This window comes from Peptostreptococcus russellii, assembly GCF_900110295.1.
Lineage (GTDB): Bacteria > Bacillota > Clostridia > Peptostreptococcales > Peptostreptococcaceae > Peptostreptococcus > Peptostreptococcus russellii_A.
On sequence record NZ_FODF01000003.1, the window covers coordinates 151,199 to 170,715 of the forward strand.

The window sequence follows — 19,517 nt, forward strand, 5'->3', positions numbered from 1 at the left end:
CAATGTATTTATAGTACAATAAGTAGATAAGGGTGTTGATGTTATATCGTTTTAACATCAATCAAATCGGGGGATGTACCGGTTTCGACGTGGGTTTTGAACTCGAGGTTGCATGTCGTGTTACTCTGGGTCACGTAAAAACTGGGGAAATTTAAAACAAACGCAAACGAAAATAATTTAGTAGCTGCCTAGTGCAGCTTGTCCCTCTTAATCCTCCTGCCGATTAAGAGCTGACATCATACTTATGCAGGGTACTACTTTCGGGATCGTCTCGACTGAAAGTGGATTAATTGAGACTGGACGAATTTGAAACCTGTCACTCGGTGTCAAAGGAGTCGAGATTTTAAAAGAGCTGACTAAACATGTAGATACAGCGACGGAAAGACTTACGGACAGGGGTTCGACTCCCCTCATCTCCATAATGGAGTTTGAAAGATATCGGCAGATTAGCCGGTATCTTTTTTTATATTTACTTTTGAATTATAAAAATATAATTTTACTATTAAAAAAGAGCAGAAGCTAAAAAATGGCTTAAAACTAATAAAAGAAATTATATATATAATTAGTTTTATATAAAAAAAGTAAATAAAATAATTATAAGGTTAAAAATAAAGGATCGAAACATTAGAAAGTTATTAAAAAATTTAAAAAAAGATTTTTTATTAAAAAAATAAAACTTATTGCAACTTTGAAAAAAAATAAGTTTAATATATAACTACTCAAAAAAAATGAAAACATTTTCTTAAAAACAATAATTAGGTCAATAGATACAAAACTTATTATAATGAAAAATAAGTTCAAAATTGCCAAACAATGAAATAAAATTAAATTATAAAAATCTATATATATAGATTTTATTTATAAAGCGGTAATAAAAAAAACATAAAAAAGATAGATTATAACAGAAAAAACTGGTTAGATTTTAACCGTTAAAATATCTTTAATTTACTTGTTTCTATTGAAAAAACAAATCATATAGGTTATTATAGAATAGTTAGAAGAACAGACAATAAGTCTGATTATAAAAATAGATATTGAAAGAATATGAATGAAAGTGGAAAGGGTGTGAAGCTATGGACTTAATATTTTTGAAACCTGTTTTCAAGGAAAAAATATGGGGTGGAAACAAATTAAAAGAAGAGTTTAATTTAGATACTCCAAGTAATAAAACAGGAGAAGCATGGATTATAAGTGCACATAGAAATGGGGTTTCTCAAGTTATATCTCCAAAAGAATTTGAAGGCATGGGGTTAGACGAACTTTATGGAGATCACAGAGAAATTTTTGGTGAAAATCTTGATGACACTTTTCCACTACTTGTAAAACTTTTAGATGCTTCGGATAATCTTTCTGTTCAAGTTCATCCAGATGATGAGTATGCTTCAATTCATGAAGGCGAGGGTGAACGTGGTAAAACTGAGTGTTGGTATATTGTTTCAGCTGATGAAGGAGCAGAAATAGTATATGGTCATAATGCAAAAACTAAGGAAGAATTTATAGAATCTGTAGAAGAAGGCAAGTGGAATAATCTACTTAGAAGAGTAAAGGTCAAAAAAGGTGATTTCTTCGATGTACCTTATGGAACTGTTCATGCAATAGGAAAAGGTATTGTTATACTTGAAACTCAGCAAAGTTCTGATACTACTTATAGGGTATACGATTATGATAGAAAGGACAAAGAGGGTAATAAGAGAGAATTACACATTGAAGATTCAATAAATGTGTCTAAAATACCTCATATAGATCCTAAACTTAATATAGAAGAGACTGTTTTAGGAAACAGCAAGATAGTAAAGTATCTAAGCAATGAATTTTTCAGTGTATATAAGTATATATCTAAAGATAAGCTGAGCGTTGAACTTGAAAATACATACTATCTAATGACAGTAGTAGAAGGTTGTGGAAAAGTAAGTGCCAATGGTAAAAAATATGATTTAAAACTTGCAGATTCTTTTATAGTTCCAAGTGGAACTGAAAAAGTAGAATTTGAAGGAAATATGGAAATTATTGCATCAAGGGCAGAACAGTAAAAGCCTGTAATTTTATAAAAAGATAATTACTAAAATGTCGAAAGCAGCACTGCATTTAAGTGTGAAATATGATAAAGTATAGAGTAAGAAGATTATATATTCAAAATGCAGAGATCACTGTAAAAATAAGCTGAAGAGTACACAATAAAATCTATATTTCAAGTAAATATAGTCTGAAAAAATTTATAGATTAGATGGAAGTTTTGTTAGGGCGTAATTGGCTAAATATAAACTATTAAAGATATCTATAATGATTGACAAAACTCTAACAAAGATGTTATACTGATAAAAATTCTTTATATATTTGAGGAAAAAAATTTTCAAATGTTTTTTATATTCAACTTAATTGATTTCAATGAACATTTAATAATATTGTTAAATTAATTAATAAGATTATAAGAATTTACTTATATTTTATAAGGCGTTATGTAAAATATAATTTTTCTTTTAAACAAATCGATTGAAAGTGTTATTAATAGGGTATAAAAATCATGTCGAATATATAAAAGTTTTTATATAATCGAGAATCAATCTCGTTGAAAAAGCAAGTATATAGAAAGGAAGTGAAAGAAATGGTAGGAATTATCATTGCCAGTCATGGCGACTTCGCAAATGGTATTTTTCAATCAGCACAAATGATTTTTGGTGAACAGGAAAATGTTGCCACTTGTACACTTATGCCAAGTGAAAGTCCTGATGATCTAAGAGCTAAAATGCAGGCTGCAATAGACTCTTTCGAAAGTCAAGACGAAATACTTTTCCTAGTAGACCTATGGTCAGGAACACCATTTAATCAGGCTAATGCGTTGATTAATGGGCATGAAGACAAATGGGCAATAGTAACAGGATTAAACCTTCCTATGCTAATAGAAGCATACGGTGCCCGCTTCACAATGGAATCTGCACAGGAAATTGCAACATATGTATTAGGTCCTGGTAGAGAAGGTGTTAAGGTAAAACCTGAAAGCCTTGAACCAAAGGCTGAAGTAAAGGAAGAAACTCAGCCTAAATTTAAGGGAGCTATTCCTGAAGGTACAGTAATAGGTGATGGACAGATAAAATACGTTTTGGCGCGTATAGACACTCGTTTATTACATGGTCAGGTAGCTACATCATGGACAAAGTCAGTTGGACCAAATCGTATAATTGCGGTTTCTGACAGAGTTGCCAAAGATGAATTAAGAAAGAATATGATTGAACAGGCAGCACCTCCAGGTGTAAAGGCAAATGTTGTGCCAGTATCAAAAATGGCACAGGTAGACAAAGATACACGTTTTGGTAACACAAAGGCATTATTATTATTTGAAACACCACAGGATGCTTTGGAAGCTATAGAAAAAGGTGTAAGAATTGATACTCTTAACCTTGGATCAATGGCTCATTCAAAGGGAAAAGTGGCGCTGACTAAGGCTGTATCAATGGATAAAAACGATGTTGAAACATTTGAAAAGTTGTTGGATTTAGGAGTGAAAATAGATGTTCGTAAGGTACCATCTGATTCACCTGAAAATTTTGCAAATATCTTAAAGAAGGCGAAAGCCGAATTAAATATGTAGGAGGAAATTAATATGTCAGGAATTACAATCGTATTAATTATATTAGTAGCCTTCCTGGCTGGTATGGAAGGTATACTGGATCAGTTCCAGTTCCATCAGCCTCTAGTAGCATGTACATTAATCGGTTTAGTAAGTGGTCACCTAAAAGAAGGTATAATTCTTGGTGGTTCGCTTCAGATGATGGCACTAGGATGGGCTAATGTTGGTGCAGCAGTTGCACCAGATGCAGCACTTGCTTCAGTAGCATCTGCAATTATAATGGTTCTCGGACTAAAGAGCGGTAATACAAATGTAACTACAGCTATAAATACTTCAATAGCAGTTGCAATACCACTTTCAGTAGCAGGACTATTTTTAACAATGATTTGTCGTACTATAGCAATACCTATGGTACATTTTATGGATAGAGCAGCAGAAAAGGGAAATATAAAGGCTATAGAAACATGGCATATATTAGCTATATGCTTACAAGGTATTCGTATAGCAATACCTGCAGCAGCACTTTGCTTTGTTCCTTCTGAAATAGTAACAAATGCACTTAATGCAATGCCAGAATGGTTATCTGGTGGTATGGCAGTAGGTGGCGGTATGGTAGCAGCAGTTGGTTATGCAATGGTTATAAACATGATGGCTACAAAGGAAGTATGGCCATTCTTCGTACTAGGTTTTGCACTAGCAGCTATAGACCAGTTAACATTAATCGCACTTGGTGCAATAGGAGTAAGTTTAGCTTTAGTATATCTAGGATTAAAGGAATCATCAAAGTCTTCTGGAGGCGGTCCTGGTTCTGGAGATCCACTAGGTGATATACTAAATGATTATTAAACCTTGAGGAGGAATGAAAAGATGGAAAAGAAATTAACTTTAACGAAAAAGGAACGTTTTTCTATTGCTTTACGTCATCAGTATCTTCAAGGATCTTGGAACTATGAACGTATGCAAAATGGTGGTTGGGCATTCTCAATAATCCCAGCTATAAAGAAATTGTATCCTAATAAGGAAGATCAGGTGGCAGCACTACAGCGTCATCTTGAATTTTATAATACACATCCATATGTATCATCTCCAGTAATGGGTGTTACACTAGCACTTGAAGAAGAACGTGCAAATGGTGTTCCAGTAGATGATGCAGCAATACAGGGTGTTAAGGTAGGTATGATGGGACCTCTAGCTGGTGTCGGGGACCCAGTATTCTGGTTTACAGCAAGACCTATACTTGGTGCTTTAGGTGCGTCTTTAGCACTTACAGGAAGTATAGCAGGACCATTGCTATTCTTCGTAGTATGGAATATTATGCGTTTTGGATTTATGTGGTATACACAGGAATTCGGATACAGAGTTGGTACAAAGATAACTCAGGATTTATCTGGTGGACTATTAGGAAAGATAACTCAGGGAGCTTCAATCCTTGGTATGTTCATAATAGGTGCCCTTGTTAAGCGTTGGGTAAGTATAAGCTTTACATCAGTAGTGTCTACGGTTAAACAGCCAGAAGGTGCCTATATAGATTGGGCAAATCTTCCATCAGGAGCTGAAGGTATTAAGCATGCATTAGAACAGTATAGTTCTCTTGGACCTAATGCCTTAAATGTGGACAAGGTAACTACTTTACAACAGAACCTTGATATGCTTATTCCAGGATTAGCAGCATTATTACTAACACTATTATGCTGTTGGTTACTAAAGAAGAAAGTGTCTCCAATAGTAATAATCTTAGCATTATTCGTAGTTGGTATACTTGCTCGTTTAGGTGGAATAATGTAATTAATTAAATAAAGAATATTTTCAAAGGCTCGGATTTTCCGAGCTTTTGTCTATATTTTAGAAGAGGAGGAATAAATGGCTCAGTCTTTAAATAGCAAGGTTGATATGGTAATACCGGCAACTTCTTATTTAGGTTTTACAAGCTATGGGAAAATAATGGTAGGAGATAAGGCATTTGAATACTATAATGACAAGAATGTAGATGATTATATACAGATTCCATGGGAAGAAGTAGACTATATAGCAGCAGCTGTAATGGGAAAAAAACACATAAGCAGATTTGTTATCTTCACAAAAAGAAATGGTAAGTATTCGTTTTCTTCTAGGGATAATAAGAAACTGTTGAGAGCTGTAAGAGAATATGTACCTTCTGATAGAATGGTAAAATCTGATACATTTTTAAAAGTAATCAAAAGAGGTATATTGTCTTTGTTTAAGTCTAAAAGAAAAAAGTAGCTATGAACAAAACAAATTTATTAAATGACACTTTAGCATCGAAAGTTGGGGATTAATTTGTAAAAACCGACATCTCGGTGCTTTTTTAGTAGTTGATTAATTAAAGAAAAGATTGTCAAAAAAAAGATTATAAAAATAATATTTTTTACAAAAGAACCTAATTATTTTTGATAATATTTTATTTTAATAAAATTCTGACACAATAAAATATTAAAAGTTAATGTCGTTTTAGAAAATAAAAGAAAAATATTTGAAAAAATGGTTTAAAAATATATGCTGAATATATTTAAAGAAACGTATTCTTAATAAAAATAAAATGATATGAATAAATAGCTTAATTTAAGCTTGACTATCTGTGGTTTTTGCAATATTATAGTAAATGTACTCAAAATAGAGGACAATTTTGTTTAAGATGTTATAAAAAATAATTTTAGGAGGAACTAACAAGATGGCAGAAAAGAAAAAGAAAAAATTAGGTCTTGTACCTAAGCTTATCATAGGTATCTTAGTTGGTATTTTGATAGGTAATTATGCTCCAACTATAGTAACTCAGGTATTAGTTACTGTAGCAGGTTTATTCTCGTCATTCCTTAAGTTCGTTATACCGTTCATAATCATTGGATTTGTTACAGCAGGTATAGCAGACTTAGCTTCAGGAGCAGGAAAGCTTTTAGGAATAACAGCAGGAATATCATATGGTTCAACAATAGTAGCAGGTTTACTTGCATTCTTCGTTGCAAGTGCAATATTCCCTACATTTATTACTCCACAGGCAGTAGCAAACGTTGCTAACCCTGAACACGGAGCTTTAGAACCAATATTCTCAATTCCACTAGAACCAATGGTGGACGTTACAGCAGCAATTATATTTGCATTTATGATGGGTATAGGTATATCAGGTCTTAGAGCTCAAGGTAAGGGAGAAGCTCTTTATGATTGTTTCATGGGATTCCAGGACATAGTAACTAAGACTCTAGAATCTATAATAGTACCTTTATTACCACTTTATATAGCTGGTACTTTTGCTAATATAGCATATACAGGAACTGTTGCTCAGATATTAAATATATTCTGGAAGGTTTACTGTGTAATTATACCACTACACTTTATTTACATATTAATCCAGTTCTCAGTAGCTGGTGCTATTTCAGGAAAGAACCCATTCAAGATGATAAAGAATCAGATACCTGGATGGTTAACAGCAGTTGGTACTCAGTCATCAGCAGCTACAATACCTGTAAACGTAGAATGTGCTAAGAAGAATGGTGTAAGTAAGACAATAAGAGAATTCGTTGTACCTCTATGTGCTACAATTCACTTATCAGGAAGTATGATCTCTATAACAAGCTGTTCTGTAGCAGTACTAATGATGCAGAATATGCCACATGGTGTAGATGTTATACTACCATTCATAGCTATGCTTGGTATAGCAATGGTTGCAGCTCCAGGAGCTCCAGGTGGTGCTATAATGTCAGCACTTCCATTCTTACCAATGGTAGGAATACCTTCAAATGGTGCATTAGGAAGCTTAATGATAGCTCTTTATATAACTCAGGACTCACTAGGTACTGCATGTAATATATCAGGTGACAACGCAATTGCAGTTGTTATGGATAAGATCAACGGTACTGGAACAAGTGAAGTTGAAGAAGACACTAAAGATGGAAAACTAAATTTAGAAAACAATTAATTATAACAAAAAAACAATTATAAGAAAAACAATAAATAACTAAGAACAATTTACTTTTTCGATATAGCGTTGATGGAGAAACCATCAACGCTATATTTTTTATAAAAAACTTTTTCTGTAAAGAAGAATTTTTATAGAAAAGGAAGATAAAAATTAATGTGAATATTTTGTGATTTAAACATAAAAATGATATGTTATTAACAATAAGAATAAGGTATTTATCAATATTTAGATGACAATAAGAGTCATAGTTAATGCACATGACAAAATCTTTAATTTATAGTAAAATTAGTATTGTGAAGAATATGGTAAACAAGAGGATCTTATGGATAAATTAATATTTTTATATAGGAAATACAAAGAAATAATAAACTATATATTTTTTGGTGCCCTTACAACAGCAGTAAATTTTTCAGCATATTTTATGTGTCTAGAAATTTTTAAAATACATTATCTTACAGCGAATATAATTGCTTGGTTTTTATCGGTTATTTTTGCATATGTAAGTAATAGATTATATGTATTTAAAAGGGTGAACTTCTCTATAGTTGCAATTATAAGAGAAGTAATTCTGTTTTTTGGAGCAAGATTTTTATCTGGTGCAATAGAAACAGTATCACTTTTTTTGATGGTAGAAGTTTTTATGTTGGGAGAGTTTGTATCAAAAATAATAGTAGCTATTATAGTGGTTATTCTAAATTATGTGTTTAGTAAGCTTATTGTTTTTAGAAAGTATAGCTAGGTATGTTTTTTGAATCTATGAATTTAAAGATGATGGGAGATAATTAATGTTTTTATCGGTAGTAGTTCCTTGTTATAATGAGGAAAATGGTATTGAAAAATTTTATAGTGAAGTTTTAAAGTGTATTAAAATGGATAAAATAATTTCAAAATATGAGTTTATATTTATAGATGATGGATCTTCAGATAAAAGTTTGGATAAAATGAAAGAACTAAGGAAGAAAGATCCTAATGTTAGATATATTTCTTTTTCAAGAAACTTTGGTAAGGAAGCTGGGATATATGCAGGTCTAAGAGCTTCATTAGGGGAGCTGACTGTACTGATGGACGCAGATCTACAACACCCTCCAGAACTTATAAATAGAATGAGCCAACTAATAGTCTATGAAGGCTATGATAGTGTTGGAACTGTAAGGGAGAATAGAAAGGGTGAGTGCAAGTTTAAAAGTTTCCTTAGTAACTTATTTTATAGCTTGATAAATTCTATTTCAGATACTTACATTGAAGCTAATTCAACTGACTATAGAATGATGAATAGAAAGTTTTTGGATTCAGTATTGGCGCTTTCAGAGTATAATAGATTTACAAAAGGAATTTTTAGTTGGGTAGGTTACAAAAATGCAACCTTGAAATTTAGCAATGTAGAGCGTGAAACAGATAAAAGTAAGTGGAGCATATTTAAGTTATTTAAATACTCATTGGAGGGTATTATTTCTTTTTCAACGGCACCTTTAGTGGTTTCAAGTATATTAGGTATACTGAGCTTTGCAGTTGCTATTATAATGTTGATTGTTTTCTTATTTAAGTTTTTGGTTGTAGGTGAATCTGTAAAGGGATTTCCAACTATAATATGCACAATATTCTTCCTCGGAGGGATTCAGTTATTGAGCATAGGCATTTTAGGTCAGTATTTTTCTAAGGCTTATTTAGAAATAAAAAATAGACCAATATATATAGCCAGTGAGTCTTCCGATGAAGATGCTGAAAAGATAGTTTTTTAAAAATATATTAAAAATATGGTATATTTAATATAAAAGCGATTTTAATAGAATTGATGGTATAATATTAGATACAGAAAAGTAATAAATATTATATTAATGAATAAAAGTAAAAGAGAGGAAAGTTATGACAGCAAAAAAAGATTTAAAAAAGAAAAAGTCCAAGAAGAAAGGGAAAAAATCGTCTGTAAAAACAGCTAGAGGAGCTAGAGCTAAGGTAGTAGAAGAAAGAATGATACCTATAGCTGATGCTGTGGCTAGAAATAAAAATGTAGCAATAGTATCTCTTATTCAGACCGCAATATTGATGGTTATATCTATTGTAATGATTATTGCCAAACCTGGAAGTAAAATGGGTAAAACAGTTTTAGATCAGAATATGTATCTTCTAAATAACATACTGACTCCGCCTGTAATGATAGGCTTTGAAGTAGTAATGTTTATAGTGATGATGATATATGTTTATAAGAGTATGAAGAGTCCAGCTCTAAAGAAATTTTATTATACTGGAATAGCTATTGCAGCTCTTGCTCTTGCATTCTGTTTGACACAAGATGTAGAAAAGTTTGTAGTATTTGGATACGGAATACTAGCAGGTCTTGTAATAGTAATACTTCAGCTTGTAAAGCTATATTATGTAGTTAGAATTGAAAAAATATATGCCAAAGAAGCTGAAAAAGAAAGAGAAAGAGAACTAGAAAAGCTTGAGAAGGCTCAAGAAAAGTAAAATCCCAGTATCATAAATAAGAATAATATTCAGATATGTGGGTAATATCTTATTAAGAATTTTTTAATGAAAGGGTGGTTTTAATGGCAGTAGTTGAATTAACTGTTTGTCCCTTAGGTACAGGAACAACAAGTGCAAGTAAGTATGTAGCAGGAGCTCAAAAGATATTAAGTGAGCAAGACAAGATAAAGTATCTCTTAAATCCAATGGGAACTGTTATGGAAGGCGATATAGACGAGATATTTGCCCTTATAAGAAAGATACAAGAAGATGTATTTGATAAGGGGGTCGACAGAGTGTACTCTATTATCAAGGTAGATGATAGAAGAGATAAGATTGCGAGTATGGAACAGAAACTTCAGTCAGTAAAATCAAGATTAGAAGATAAGTAGAAATAAAAATAAAATCCGCTACATTTATTGTGGCGGTTTTTTTATGCATATTATACTTAGCTTTGAAAAACTAAATTTATTTAGTATAAGTGTAAGAAAACTGAAGTTAAGATTTATAATTATATAAAAAAATTTAAGAAATCTTAAAGAGATTATTTGTTTTTTTTAAGGTTTATATGATATTATTATAATCTAAATATATAATGGAGGAAGATTATGGAATTATACAAATATATAAGTGAAATAATATCTGCGGATCCTATCAGAATAGTCTTCAGTAATAAGAGCAATAAGGAATATAAATACAATAAAGTTAAAATTAATTTTGCTCAAATAAAAGATAGGAATCTTTATCAAGTAGAAAAATTTACAGATAAGCAGGTTTTTCATGAAAATATAGAAAAAGAGGAGCTTGCTTCTGTAATTGAAGGTATGATGAAAAATTTTAAACAGATGGCCTCTATATCAGCCGAATATAATTTTGATATGAGAATTTCTAAAAAGGGGAAGATATTTTTTTCAAAACATGCTCAAACAAATAATATAAAACTAAAGTCATCACATAATAAAAAGAAAAACTATATACTTCAAGAAGGTATGATAATACCGCCTTTAATAGACCTGGGAGTTTTTACAAAGGAAGGTAAGGTAATAAATTCTAAGTATGATAAATTTAAGCAAATAAACAGATTTGTGGAAATTATAGATGACGAAATCAAGAAAATAGAAAAGGATTATTGTGAAGATAGAGAAAAGGTTCTTCACATATTAGATTTTGGTTGTGGAAAATCTTACCTTACATTTATCCTTTATTATTATTTTACAGAAATCAAGAAAATTAATGTAAAGATAACAGGTTTAGATTTAAAAGAAGACGTAATCAAGAATTGTAACAAAATAGCTGAAAGTTATGGATACAATAATCTTAAATTTGAACTAGGTGATATTAATGGATATAAATATGAAAACAATCTAGATATGGTTATTACGCTTCACGCTTGTGATACAGCTACAGATTATGCACTTTTTAATGCAATAAATTGGAATGCCAAGATGATTTTTTCAGTACCATGTTGTCAGCATGAAATTAATTCAACAATGAAGCCAGAAAAGTTGAAGCTAATTTCAAAGTATGGAATTATACAGGAAAGAGTGTCGGCACTATTTACTGATTCAATTAGAGCAAATATTCTAGAGTGTATGGGCTATAAGACTCAGCTTCTTGAGTTTATAGATATAGCACATTCGCCTAAGAACATTCTTATAAGAGCCGTAAAGAGCAATGTTTCAGAAGCTAAAAAGAAAAGATCCCTTGAGGAAATTGAAGCTATGAAAAATGAATTTAAATTTGAACAGACTTTATATTCTTTACTTAGAGAGAGACTAGAAGATATTAAAAAGTAGTTATTTATTGTGACGAAAAATTGTCAATTTTTAAATTACATAGTAATATATATTATGAGGGCAACTATTAGAGTTTAAAACTTATAAAAAATAATATAAAAATCTTATGTTAAGGCATAAAAAGTTACAATTATATAACTAAAATATTACAAAACATTAAAAAGTAATGAAAGAGGCAATTTAAGTGATATAATAGACAAGAAACTAAAGGAAAAGATATGAGGTATAAATATGAAAAAACTGAAGTATATAATTCTTCCTATTCTCTTGTGTGGAATATTTGTTTTTGGATTCAATAAGTTTATGGACAAGAAGGATACAGAACTTTTACAGACAAAAGATCTGTTTATGATGTTACATGATACCAAGAGTTTAGTAAAGGATAAGGGAGTATTTGCCAACAACTATCTTATGAGAAATGGATACATGATGGTTATGGGTTCATCAGAACTTAGCCATTCTACAAAACAGCATCCTGATTATTATTTTAATACAGGAAGAACAAAAAATGGAGTCATAACTATAGGAAGGGCATATACACAGACTTTACAGGACGCAACAATTCTTGGAAGTTTGGACAATGATATAAAAGATAAAAAGGTAGTTCTTCTTTTATCAATGCAATGGTTTATGGATAGGGAAGGAGTTACTCCACATCATTTCCAAACTAGATTTTCTCCAGTACAGTTTTATAGATTTATGGAAAATCCAGAGATTTCAAATAAAGTCAAGGATAAGTATATAAAAAGAGTTTCTCAATTGCTAATAAAGCCGGGAGAGTTTAAGCCAGAGGCATTGTATGCAAAGATATATATGGACAAATCTATAAAGGGAAAAGTATTGAAGGAAGTTTTTAGACCATATTATTTCTTTAGAAAATCAATGGTTTCTCTTAAAGACAAGGGGATTACTATGAAAAAACTTGAACATATGTATGACAAGGATGAAGTAAACTACAATATAAGAGGAAAAATTGATTGGGACAAAGAAATGTCTGAAGCAAAAAAGGAAGCGGAAAGAAGAGTAGGAAAGAAAGTTGAAAAATTAGGTGGAAAAAGACTGTATATTGATAAGGGCTACTATAAAGAATATATACACGGAAAAGATAGTAAGTTTAAGAATGTATATGATTACGTAGACCTAAACAAAGGAAAAGAATTCGAGGACTTGAATATTTTCCTAGAAACTTGTAAAGATCTTGGAATAAAGCCTACAATAGTACTTCTTCCTGGAATGAACGAATTTTATAACTATACAGGAATAAGTCAAAAAGAAAGAAAAGATTTCTTTAAAAAGGTAAACGATGAAGTTAAACCATATAATTTTAGAGTAATCGATTTATCAAAAAATGAAAATAAAAGATATTATCTAAGAGACGTAATGCATTTAGGTACAGTTGGATGGGTAGATTTATGCCAACAGTTGTACAACATTTATGAAAGGTAGGTAAATTAAATGGACGAAAAAAAGAAATATATTTATATGTCTATATTAATTGCAGTTGCTATAATTCTTTGCGTATTAGTATTTACATTCCTTCCATTTAAAGAACTTCCATTCATATATAATGAGTTTTAAGCGGAGGTGACTTTATGATAAATATAATTGATGGAGTAAAAAAATATGCAAAAACTGATAGAATTGCAGTAATATGTAAAGACACAAAATTAAGTTACGCAGAATTAGATAGCTATTCAGATATAATAGCAAACTATATAATTAATAAATATGACAACAAGACAGCAGTAGCAATATATGGTAATAAGGAAAGGTTAATACTTCCTTGTATGATAGCCTCTTTAAAATCAGGAAGAGCATATGTACCCATGGACGTAAGCTTTCCAGAACAGAGAGTAAGAGATGTTTTGTCTTCAGTAAAGCCAGATATAATGTTTGACTTCTCAGATAAAGATTTTTTCTATGATGAAGAAGGAAATTTAAAGGAAGAGTTTAGTTATATAGAAATAATTGATAGAAAAAAACTTGAAGAACTTATAGGAAGAAATATAGATGGAGAATTAGCAAAGGAAGTTCCTGAAGAAAAGTGGGTTAAAGGCGATGAAGACTCATATATATTATTTACATCGGGATCAACTGGAAAGCCAAAGGGAGTAGAAATAAGCACTTACAATCTAGACAGTTTTATACAGTGGATGAGTCCGATACTTGGATTTAATGGTGATGAGAAGGTTGTAATGGATCAGCCTGCCTATTCTTTTGATTTAAGTGTATCTCAGCTTTATCCAGGAATTGCAAATGGTGCAACACTTTACTCTCTACCTAAGAGTGTAGTTGCAGATTTTAGATCTTTGTTTACAGAAATGAAAAAATCAAATATGGAAGTTTGGGTTTCAACACCTTCTTTTGTTGGAATGTGTCTAGCTGATAGAGAATTTAGTGAAGCACTTCTTCCAAATTTAAGAAAGATGCTTTTTATAGGCGAGGTATTACCTGTAGAAGTAGCTAGAAAGCTAAGGGAAAAATTTCCAAAAGCAGAGATAGTAAATGGATATGGACCTACAGAGGCTACAGTTGGAATTAGCCATGTTGTAATAAGAGATGAGCATATTGAATCAGGCAATAGTCTACCAGTAGGAATTCCAATGCCAAACGCTACAATTAAAATAATAGATGATGATGGAAATGAACTTCCACAAGGCGAAAAAGGTGAAATAGTAATAATAGGACCTTCAGTTTCAAAGGGCTACTATAAAAATGAAGAAAAAACAAAAGAATCTTTTTTCATCGACGAAACAGCCAATGTAGATAAGGCAGTAGAAGGTCTTAGTGATGAACTTAATAAACTGAGATTTAGAGCTTACAAAACTGGAGACCTAGGTTCAATTCTTCCAGATGGAAATATTAAATATAGCGGAAGAAAGGACTTTCAGATTAAACTAAATGGCTATAGAATAGAAATAGAGGATATAGAAAATAATTTAAGAAAACTAGATAATATTAGAAATGCAGTAGTTTTACCAGTTATAAAAGATGAAAAAATTGCATATCTTAAGGGATTTGTTGAATTAGAAAAAAGTAACAATTTAAGCAATTTGAAAAATCAGATTGCTATAAAGAAGAAGCTATCAAAATTAATACCAGAATATATGGTTCCGAGAAATATTACTGTAGTAGAATCTTTCCCAATGAATACAAATGGAAAGATTGACAGAAAAAAATTAGCAGAAGAATTATAAAATAAGGGGGCTACATGACATTTTCACAGTATGATGGATATCTATACATGTACATACTCCTTTTGACAATGATACCTGCAGTTGTACTTGGCTTGATGGAAAAAAAGTTGAAGTATTATGGAATGCTTGCAACTGCACTGATGATATATCTGATAATAGGATTGGATGTACAGTTTAGGTACTTGGCGATATTTATGATATGGGAAATGGCAGTAATATTCATATATAAAAATATAAGAACAAAGAAAAAATCTAAGTGGGTATTTAGAGGATTTTTATTTGCAACTATGCTGCCATTAATAATAAATAAAATATCTCCTATTACTTCTTTTGGAGTAGTAGGATTTATAGGTATTTCCTATTTGAGTTTTAGAACTATACAGATAGTAATAGAATTGTATGACGGTGCAATTACTGAGTTGAGTTTTATTGATACCCTGTACTTTGTACTGTTTTTCCCTACACTTAGTTCTGGACCGATAGATAGATCTAGAAGATTTGAAGAGGAAATAAATAAAAAAATAGCAAAAGAGGAATATATCAATGATTACTTGATACCAGGTATTAAAAAAATATTCCAAGGTTTGATGTATAAGTTTGCAATAGCAACACTGATACATTTTTACTGGGTAAGTAGAATAAACCCAAATCCAGGGATAGTTCCAATCATATCTTATATGTATGCTTACACTCTATACCTGTTCTTTGACTTTGCCGGTTACAGTTTACTTGCAGTTGGAACAAGTTATATATTTGGAGTTCATGCACCAGATAACTTTAATAAGCCTTTTTTAAGCAAAGATATGAAGGAGTTTTGGACTAGATGGCATATAAGTTTATCTAGATGGTTTGGAGATTATATATTCTCAAGATATGTACTAAACGCTATGAGAAAGAAAAAATTTAAAAAAAGAGCAACTGCATCTCATGTGGCACAGATGATAACTATGACTACAATGGGATTTTGGCATGGACTTACATGGTATTATATAGTATATGGTCTTTATCAGGGCGTTGCACTTGTATTAACAGATGAGTTTACTAAGAAATCTAAGATATATAAAAAATATAAAAAGAAAAAGTGGTTCCAGAGATTACAGATATTTGTAACATTCCACATAATATGTTTTGGTATGCTTATATTCTCAGGATTTTTAAATCACTATATAAAATTATAATTTGAAATTCAGTTATTAAAATCAAATTGTTTGAGCTTATATAAGTGATTGCAGACAAATAGTGTATATAGTAATATGTTATAAAAATAAATTCTACAGTTGAGATATTATTTATATTAATTTAAAATATTTATAAAGATGATTATGGAATAGCTAAGCTTTTTATACTATAATAATAAAATAATGATAGATATACACTTAAAAGGAGGGACGACTTAGGTCAAAGATATGGATTTACAGGAAAAAGTAATAGAAATTTTTGAAGAGGTTTTAGGAACAGACGAAATAGCAGAGGATTTAGATTTGGATATGTTTGAAAATGAACTTTTGGATTCTTTAGCTATAATAGAAGTACTTTTAGGAATAGAAGAAAAGCTTGGTCTATCTTTACAGCCTACAGATTTGGAGAGAAAAGATATGGCCACAGTGAACAATCTAGTTGCTTTTTTAGAGCCTAGGTTAAAATAAGTTTATAAAATAATTATATACAAAACTATTAAGAATCGAAAATAATGTTTTCGATTCTTTTTATATTGTTTGAAGTAAAAATGAAAGGTTTTAAAAAAATTAGGGAAAGTAATCAAAAGCATTATAAAATTATTTAAATGAAAACAAATTTGCAAAAATATAAAAGAAAAATTGTAACAATTTGGTTAATAAGTGTTGATTAGAGCCATATTTATGATAAACTATAAGTTGGTTACTTCTTGAAAGATAACTATAAAATTTTTTAGTTATCTCTTATTATTATAATAGAGTAATCATTAAATATATTACCATTAAAGGGGAGTAATAATGTCGAGAGTTGCTAGAAAAAGGCTCGAAAAAGAAGCCAAGAGAAAGAGAAGAAGACTTCTTTTTGGGATGAATAAGGCCAAATCTACTGACGTTAAAATAGAAAAAACAGAAATTGTGGATGAGGTTCCTAAAAAGGAAAAACCAAAACAGAATGAAGTGAAAAGTGGAGATTCCAAGATAGAGAATAATAATAGGAAAGTGGAGAACTCTGCACAAGATATTGATTTTTGTAAAAGTTTTAGTAGTGCATCTTTCGAAGAGGGTGACACTGTGGTGGCAAAAGCTCAAAAGATGAAAACTGCTGATAGAATAATTTCAGTTGAAGATGAAAGAATGTATTACGAGAGAAAGAAGAATAGAGCAAAGAAAGGTTTGCCAGCAGAAGAAGACGTTCTTACAGTAAATGATATACATACTGCAGAGGAAGAGGGTCAAAATGTTGAAAAAGCTGTAAGTTCAACAAAAATAGAAAAAATTAAGCCAGAAAAGAATATAAATGAAATAAAGAGGCTTAATATAGAAGATGCACCATTCAAAGATGTTGTAAAGGTCGCTGAATCTAGGTTAGAGGCAGAAAAAGAAAGAAAAAGAATTGAAGAAAAAGAAAAGGAAATACAAAAAAGGCTCGAAAAAGAAGCACAAAGACAAAAAGAACTGCTGAGAAAAGAGCAACTTAGAAAAGAAAAGGAAGAAAAACTCAAGGAAAAAGAGGTAGGTAAAGTGGAAGATAAGGATGTAAAGAAAGACAATCAAGAAACTTTATCTGATAAGGATTCCGCTAAAAAATCTGAGTCAGATGCTATAGTAGTAGATAAGAAAGAAGCAAAAAAGGAAAAAGAAAGAAGACTGAGAGAACAGATTGAAAGAGAAAAAAAGGAAAAACTTGCAGAGCTAAAGTCTCAAAAAGATAATGCAAATAATGAGCCCAAGATATCGGACGAAGATGAAAGAGTCGAAGAAGAAACAGTTGAAGACAATAAAAAAGAAACTGAGCCTGATGAATCATCAGATGAAGTATCAAATGAAGAAGAAACTTCAGAAGATATAAGAGAAAAAGATATCAACGACAAAGAATATCTGCAAGAGTATGAATATGAAAAAGGAGAACGTAAGGGAAGATTTAAGAACTTTATAAAGAAATTCTTTAAGTATTTAGGAATTGCTGTTGTTGTAGTATATGTTTTAGGATGCGTTGTATTCTATAATAGATTCTTTGTAAATACAAAGGTAAATGGAATGAATGTAGGCTTTATGACTCCGGCAAAGGTAGATGAATTGGCAAAAGAAAGAGTCGAGGGATACAAGATAATAATTGAAGGTAGAAATAATGTAAAAGATGAACTTTCAGGTAAAGATGTCGATATGAGATATATTGAAGATGGAAGTGCCAAGAGAGTGAAGAAGCAACAAGGATTCTTAGGATGGCCACTGGCTTTATTTAATGATGAAACAATTGATGGCAAATTGAATGTTGAAATTAATGAATCTAAGTTAAAAGACAAAGTAAAAGATTTTAATATTTTCAAGAAAGAATATGTAAAGGCTCCAGTAAGTGCATATCCTAGATATGATGAAAAGAAGAAAGACTTGGTAGTAGACAAGGGCGATCTTGGAAGCACACCTATTGAATCAAAAGTTGTAAATTTTGTAAGTGATTCAGTGAAGTCTGAAGCTTTAAATACAAAGTATCCAAATAGTGTTTATAAGCCACAGAAGAATAAGGCTGATGACCCAAGAATCAAAAGAGCAATTGCAGAAATGAAAAAGTATACAGGTATGAAGGTTGTATATGACTTTGGATATGAAAAGTATACATTAGATGGAAAAGAAATAAGCAAGATGTTTGATGTAGATTCAGAAAATGATTACAAGGTAAAATTTAATAAAGAAAAAGTTAGAGATTTTGTAAGAAGTTTAAGTAGAAAATATTCAACTTATGGAGATACAAGAGTAATACCATCAGCGTCAACAGGTGGAAATCTAAAGGTAAGCGGTGGAGTATATGGTTGGCTTATCGACAGAGATGGCGAAACTGACGAGCTAGTAAAAATAATACAAAATGGAAAAGATGTAGAAAATAGAAAACCTCTATATAAGCAAACAGCAATGTCTAGAGATAAAAATGACCTAGGCAATGAATTTATAGAAATAGACTTATCTAAACAGTATATGTGGTTTGTAAGAGATGGAAAAGCTATTGTTGAAACACCAATAGTTTCAGGAAATCCAAATCAGGGAGATGCAACACCTCCTGGAATATATCCTATTACATATAAGACAAGAAATGCTGTTTTAAGAGGACCAGGATACGCGTCACCAGTATCATATTGGATACCATTTAATGGTAACATAGGTATTCATGACGCAAGTTGGCAACCAATCTATGGCGGAAATAGATACCTATATGCTGGATCACATGGATGTATAAACACTCCATACAGCAAGGTAGCAGAAATATACAAGTTATCTAAGGAAGGTATGCCAGTAGTTGTCCACTATTAAAGAGAATATTTAATAACACTATATTTAGTATTTAAACCATAAAAATACACGGAAAAAAATCAGTATATTGATTTTTAACCGTGT

The 19,517-nt window shown here is 31.0% G+C and carries 17 protein-coding genes and 1 other RNA gene; all 18 read left to right on the forward strand.

Annotated features, from left to right (window positions below):
* The first annotated feature begins 69 nt into the window (after nucleotides 1-69).
* The 18 genes from ssrA to BMY82_RS03300 all read left to right on the forward strand — a co-directional run bounded on the left by ssrA (nucleotide 70) and on the right by BMY82_RS03300 (nucleotide 19,433).
* Nucleotides 70-422, forward strand: a transfer-messenger RNA (tmRNA) gene (gene ssrA, locus BMY82_RS03220).
* Nucleotides 423-1,073: 651 nt separating this feature from the next.
* Nucleotides 1,074-2,030, forward strand: a complete 957-nt coding sequence (gene manA, locus BMY82_RS03225) for a mannose-6-phosphate isomerase, class I (protein ID WP_091974603.1) — start codon at nucleotides 1,074-1,076, stop codon at nucleotides 2,028-2,030.
* 572 nt (nucleotides 2,031-2,602) lie between these two features.
* The gene (locus BMY82_RS03230) at nucleotides 2,603-3,586 is read left to right on the forward strand and encodes a mannose/fructose/sorbose PTS transporter subunit IIA (protein ID WP_091974604.1); all 984 of its coding nucleotides are present in this window, start codon (nucleotides 2,603-2,605) and stop codon (nucleotides 3,584-3,586) included.
* Between the two features lie 12 nt (nucleotides 3,587-3,598).
* Entirely contained in the window at nucleotides 3,599-4,411 is an 813-nt protein-coding gene (locus BMY82_RS03235) for a PTS mannose/fructose/sorbose transporter subunit IIC (protein ID WP_091974605.1), read from the forward strand.
* Nucleotides 4,412-4,432: 21 nt separating this feature from the next.
* Nucleotides 4,433-5,350 carry a PTS system mannose/fructose/sorbose family transporter subunit IID gene (locus BMY82_RS03240; RefSeq protein WP_091974606.1) on the forward strand — a complete coding sequence of 306 codons (918 nt, stop codon included), beginning with the start codon at nucleotides 4,433-4,435 and terminating at the stop codon, nucleotides 5,348-5,350.
* Between the two features lie 75 nt (nucleotides 5,351-5,425).
* Entirely contained in the window at nucleotides 5,426-5,806 is a 381-nt protein-coding gene (locus BMY82_RS03245; RefSeq protein WP_091974607.1) for a DUF956 family protein, read from the forward strand.
* Between the two features lie 448 nt (nucleotides 5,807-6,254).
* On the forward strand, nucleotides 6,255-7,496 hold the full coding sequence (locus BMY82_RS03250; protein WP_091974608.1) for a dicarboxylate/amino acid:cation symporter: 1,242 nt from the start codon (nucleotides 6,255-6,257) through the stop codon (nucleotides 7,494-7,496).
* A 325-nt stretch (nucleotides 7,497-7,821) separates the two neighbouring features.
* Complete coding sequence (locus tag BMY82_RS03255) at nucleotides 7,822-8,238, forward strand: GtrA family protein (RefSeq protein ID WP_091974609.1); 417 nt, start codon at nucleotides 7,822-7,824, stop codon at nucleotides 8,236-8,238.
* A gap of 46 nt (nucleotides 8,239-8,284) precedes the next feature.
* Nucleotides 8,285-9,238, forward strand: coding sequence for a glycosyltransferase family 2 protein (locus BMY82_RS03260; protein ID WP_091974610.1), 954 nt, complete (start codon nucleotides 8,285-8,287; stop codon nucleotides 9,236-9,238).
* A 124-nt stretch (nucleotides 9,239-9,362) separates the two neighbouring features.
* Entirely contained in the window at nucleotides 9,363-9,962 is a 600-nt protein-coding gene (locus BMY82_RS03265; protein ID WP_091974611.1) for a hypothetical protein, read from the forward strand.
* A gap of 83 nt (nucleotides 9,963-10,045) precedes the next feature.
* Nucleotides 10,046-10,354, forward strand: a complete 309-nt coding sequence (locus BMY82_RS03270; RefSeq protein WP_091974612.1) for an MTH1187 family thiamine-binding protein — start codon at nucleotides 10,046-10,048, stop codon at nucleotides 10,352-10,354.
* A 216-nt stretch (nucleotides 10,355-10,570) separates the two neighbouring features.
* Complete coding sequence (locus tag BMY82_RS03275) at nucleotides 10,571-11,758, forward strand: class I SAM-dependent methyltransferase (protein WP_091974613.1); 1,188 nt, start codon at nucleotides 10,571-10,573, stop codon at nucleotides 11,756-11,758.
* 231 nt (nucleotides 11,759-11,989) lie between these two features.
* The gene (gene dltD, locus BMY82_RS03280) at nucleotides 11,990-13,204 is read left to right on the forward strand and encodes a D-alanyl-lipoteichoic acid biosynthesis protein DltD (protein ID WP_091974614.1); all 1,215 of its coding nucleotides are present in this window, start codon (nucleotides 11,990-11,992) and stop codon (nucleotides 13,202-13,204) included.
* Between the two features lie 9 nt (nucleotides 13,205-13,213).
* Nucleotides 13,214-13,336 carry a hypothetical protein gene (locus BMY82_RS09620; RefSeq protein WP_278308730.1) on the forward strand — a complete coding sequence of 41 codons (123 nt, stop codon included), beginning with the start codon at nucleotides 13,214-13,216 and terminating at the stop codon, nucleotides 13,334-13,336.
* A 14-nt stretch (nucleotides 13,337-13,350) separates the two neighbouring features.
* On the forward strand, nucleotides 13,351-14,955 hold the full coding sequence (gene dltA, locus BMY82_RS03285) for a D-alanine--poly(phosphoribitol) ligase subunit DltA (protein WP_091974615.1): 1,605 nt from the start codon (nucleotides 13,351-13,353) through the stop codon (nucleotides 14,953-14,955).
* 14 nt (nucleotides 14,956-14,969) lie between these two features.
* The gene (gene dltB, locus BMY82_RS03290) at nucleotides 14,970-16,133 is read left to right on the forward strand and encodes a D-alanyl-lipoteichoic acid biosynthesis protein DltB (protein WP_091974617.1); all 1,164 of its coding nucleotides are present in this window, start codon (nucleotides 14,970-14,972) and stop codon (nucleotides 16,131-16,133) included.
* 228 nt (nucleotides 16,134-16,361) lie between these two features.
* Entirely contained in the window at nucleotides 16,362-16,601 is a 240-nt protein-coding gene (dltC, locus tag BMY82_RS03295; protein ID WP_091974618.1) for a D-alanine--poly(phosphoribitol) ligase subunit 2, read from the forward strand.
* A gap of 327 nt (nucleotides 16,602-16,928) precedes the next feature.
* A complete protein-coding gene (locus BMY82_RS03300) occupies nucleotides 16,929-19,433 on the forward strand; it encodes a L,D-transpeptidase family protein (RefSeq protein WP_091974619.1) in 2,505 nt (834 codons plus the stop codon).
* Nucleotides 19,434-19,517: the final 84 nt, after the last annotated feature.

Coding starts and splice junctions, on each gene's coding strand:
- BMY82_RS03240 (WP_091974606.1), top strand. CDS start 4,433: ATGGAAAAGAAATTAACTTTAACGAAAAAGGAACGTTTTTCTATTGCT.
- BMY82_RS03300 (WP_091974619.1), top strand. CDS start 16,929: ATGTCGAGAGTTGCTAGAAAAAGGCTCGAAAAAGAAGCCAAGAGAAAG.
- BMY82_RS03235 (WP_091974605.1), top strand. CDS start 3,599: ATGTCAGGAATTACAATCGTATTAATTATATTAGTAGCCTTCCTGGCT.
- BMY82_RS03270 (WP_091974612.1), top strand. CDS start 10,046: ATGGCAGTAGTTGAATTAACTGTTTGTCCCTTAGGTACAGGAACAACA.
- dltA (WP_091974615.1), top strand. CDS start 13,351: ATGATAAATATAATTGATGGAGTAAAAAAATATGCAAAAACTGATAGA.
- BMY82_RS03230 (WP_091974604.1), top strand. CDS start 2,603: ATGGTAGGAATTATCATTGCCAGTCATGGCGACTTCGCAAATGGTATT.
- BMY82_RS03245 (WP_091974607.1), top strand. CDS start 5,426: ATGGCTCAGTCTTTAAATAGCAAGGTTGATATGGTAATACCGGCAACT.
- dltC (WP_091974618.1), top strand. CDS start 16,362: ATGGATTTACAGGAAAAAGTAATAGAAATTTTTGAAGAGGTTTTAGGA.
- BMY82_RS03260 (WP_091974610.1), top strand. CDS start 8,285: ATGTTTTTATCGGTAGTAGTTCCTTGTTATAATGAGGAAAATGGTATT.
- dltD (WP_091974614.1), top strand. CDS start 11,990: ATGAAAAAACTGAAGTATATAATTCTTCCTATTCTCTTGTGTGGAATA.
- BMY82_RS03255 (WP_091974609.1), top strand. CDS start 7,822: ATGGATAAATTAATATTTTTATATAGGAAATACAAAGAAATAATAAAC.
- BMY82_RS09620 (WP_278308730.1), top strand. CDS start 13,214: ATGGACGAAAAAAAGAAATATATTTATATGTCTATATTAATTGCAGTT.
- dltB (WP_091974617.1), top strand. CDS start 14,970: ATGACATTTTCACAGTATGATGGATATCTATACATGTACATACTCCTT.
- BMY82_RS03265 (WP_091974611.1), top strand. CDS start 9,363: ATGACAGCAAAAAAAGATTTAAAAAAGAAAAAGTCCAAGAAGAAAGGG.
- BMY82_RS03250 (WP_091974608.1), top strand. CDS start 6,255: ATGGCAGAAAAGAAAAAGAAAAAATTAGGTCTTGTACCTAAGCTTATC.
- BMY82_RS03275 (WP_091974613.1), top strand. CDS start 10,571: ATGGAATTATACAAATATATAAGTGAAATAATATCTGCGGATCCTATC.
- manA (WP_091974603.1), top strand. CDS start 1,074: ATGGACTTAATATTTTTGAAACCTGTTTTCAAGGAAAAAATATGGGGT.